3 protein-coding genes are annotated in these 2919 nt (G+C 25.9%); all 3 read right to left on the bottom strand.

From position 1 onward, the window contains the following. Positions 1-200: 200 nt before the first annotated feature. The 3 genes from TY07_RS16925 to TY07_RS16915 are packed head-to-tail and all read right to left on the bottom strand — an operon-like array spanning position 201 to position 2545. On the bottom strand, positions 201-854 hold the full coding sequence (locus TY07_RS16925; RefSeq protein ID WP_042403041.1) for an ABC transporter ATP-binding protein: 654 nt from the start codon (positions 852-854) through the stop codon (positions 201-203). Between the two features lie 7 nt (positions 855-861). Continuing rightward, positions 862-1599 carry an ABC transporter permease gene (locus tag TY07_RS16920; RefSeq protein WP_042403037.1) on the bottom strand — a complete coding sequence of 246 codons (738 nt, stop codon included), beginning with the start codon at positions 1597-1599 and terminating at the stop codon, positions 862-864. Further along, positions 1574-2545 (bottom strand): substrate-binding domain-containing protein, encoded by a 972-nt coding sequence (locus TY07_RS16915; RefSeq protein ID WP_042403032.1) that lies wholly within the window; start codon positions 2543-2545, stop codon positions 1574-1576. The genes TY07_RS16920 and TY07_RS16915 overlap by 26 nt, the downstream gene beginning before the upstream one ends. Positions 2546-2919: the final 374 nt, after the last annotated feature.

Here is a 2919-nt window from a genome sequence, read left to right as displayed (position 1 = left end):
CCATTTACTTCGTCGCCCTCAAGCGACTTTCTCATCTTATCATTTATTACGATTCATGTCAACACTTTTTTTAAAAGTTTTTGTTATGTCTCGTAATTGACAATGACTATCTTATCACTTCAAAAGTTAGTTGTCAACAACTTATTTTTATAAGTTTTTTAACCACTTCATCATCAGCGACGTGTTTTATATTAACACTATTAATTAAACTCGTCAATAGATTTATATAAATTTTCTACAATATTTTTTATCTTTACTCCTTCTGCTGTTTCCAATATCCTTACCGGTCTTCCCCCTAATAAATACACAATGTCTGATAGCTTTATTATTTCATCTATACTATGTGTTACTAATATAATAGTAACTATACTTTTTTTTCTTAACTCCATTACTAAGTTAATCATTTCATGTTTGCTTTTAATATCTAATGATTTAAAAGGTTCATCCATTAATATTATATCTGGACTTCCTATTAACGCACGTGCAAAATTTATTCTTTGTCTCATTCCTCCACTAAGTTCATTAGGATAACTATTTTTAAATTCTATCAATCCAATATCTTTTAAAATCTTATCAATTTCTTTTTCTATTTTTTCTTTATCAAAGTACTGTTTTGCAATAATTTTTAAATTAACATATATATTTTCCCAAGGAATTAAATTATCATTTTGAAAAACAAATGCTATTTTTTTATTTTCAAAACAATATTTTTGAGAAATATAATTTAATAACGTTGTTTTGCCACATCCTGACTTTCCAATAATACAATTTATCTTTCCTCTTTTAAATTCTATATTAAAATTTTTATATATTTCATTATCATTATATTTAAAATTTATATTTTTTATTATCATTCTTACCTCATTTATTAAAACTCTTATCCATTATAAAATCAAAAATACAAACTATCAGTGCTATTATAATCATCCATGCGATAACTGCAGCAGTATTTAACTGTATCTTTTCAAATTGTATATTAGATCCTATGCCATATTGTGGCTGAGAATATACCTCACCAGATATAACAACTTTAAATATTAAGGATATTGTTGAAGTCAATATCTTTTTAATTTCTATATAAATCACAGGCATTATTACAAATCTTAGTTTATCACTCCTTGATACTCTATAAACTCTAACCATATGTAATAATCCCTCATCTATATTAAGTAATGAATTTAAAGTTGCCTCATAAAAAATAGGAAATGAAATTACTATACCTATTATCGTTGGTGCAAAATCTTTAGACGTCCATATTAATAATAATACTATAAATGCCATAGTCGGTATTGCCTTTAAAAATACTGTTATTGGATATAAAAAATTATATATAAATTTACTAAAATAACTCCCAATGCCTAAAATTACTGCAATTATTATAGATACTATAAAACTTTTTATACATCTAAAAATGCTATTAAATACTAACCTTAAAAACTGTTCTCTTGATATTATTCTATGCATCTCATTTAAAACATCAAAAAAAGAAGGCAAAAGTAGCCTATTATTAAAACTAATAGCTACCACTTGCCAAACTAATATAATCACAGCAATAGAAATCATTAAATATTTTTTATTTCTTAATGAATATTGCGTCATACCCTCCATTTTCTCCTTTATTATTTTCATCTATAATAGAAAAATATGTTTCATATTCTTGTTCACAATTTTCTATTTTTGTAAAAGCTAAATTACTATTTTTCATTGATTTATCAATTACATCTTTATTTACAGTTATATCAAGTTTTTCACACTGTTCTGCTGCTAACTCAGGATTATTTATTGCCCAATCCTCAGATTCAATAAATTTATTTATAATTTCATCATATAATCCAGAATCTTTTATCGTATTATAAAACTCTTCTTTAATTAATAATGTTGATTGTGGATATCCATTTTCAACATCATGTACTTTTTTCCATTCATCATTTAAATTACATATGATTTTTATATTTTCATTTTTAGCCATTACAGTTGATAGCACCGGCTCTGGTAACACTGCATACTTAGCTTGTCCGCTCATGACCAACGGTGCAAGCTCTGATGCTGCTCCAACATATGAAAAAGTAATATTATTCTCATTAACATTATTATTTTGTAATATATCTTTAAATACTATATCAGGTGTAAGACCTTTTCCTGTATTATATATTTCACATCCCTCTAAATCTAATAAGCTGTCTACTTCTTCTGTTGACACTAAATATAATGATCCCCATCCAATAGTTCCTGCAATCTTATAACCTAAATCTTTCTTATATGCTTGTAATGCCAGATTTGAAGGAACTATAGCCAAGTCAGACTCACCCTTCATTAATTCTGATAAAAGCGTATCTGTTGTCTTTTCTATAGAGCAATTTATAGTAATCTCTTCATCATTTGATTCATCAGATATTAAATTGCTTATTGCTATTGCTGGTAATCCATCTGGACATATTAATGTAGCACTTATATTTTCCTTAGTGATTTTATTATCCTTTTGACCACATGATACTAATAGTACTGAAAATATTACTATTGATATAATACTTAATATTTTTTTCATTTTAATCACCTCGCACTAAATTTTACCATATTATCATATTTACTTCCATATATTTTCATTTTATCATACTACTTCCTTATAAAAATTAATTGTTATTTATATATTTCATATAATAAAAAATGAATTTATCTAACTCTGTTTAATCTATTGGCACTCTTTATTGCGTCTTAGTATAAAGAATTTAACGGAATATTAAAACGCTACTTTTTCTTAACAAGAAAGATACCTAGTATAAACTAAGTATCTTCTTACGTTCAACATCCATCGTGACAATTTTTAATACTTCGATTAACCTTCACTAAATTGTACGAAAAGTGAATATTATATCTTTTGCCTCTCCCAGTGGAAAAACAACACGTTGCTCTTTATCCTTT

This window comes from Clostridium saudiense (genome assembly GCF_000577815.1).
Lineage (GTDB): Bacteria > Bacillota > Clostridia > Clostridiales > Clostridiaceae > Clostridium > Clostridium saudiense.
This window is presented reverse-complemented; position numbering and strand designations above follow the sequence as displayed.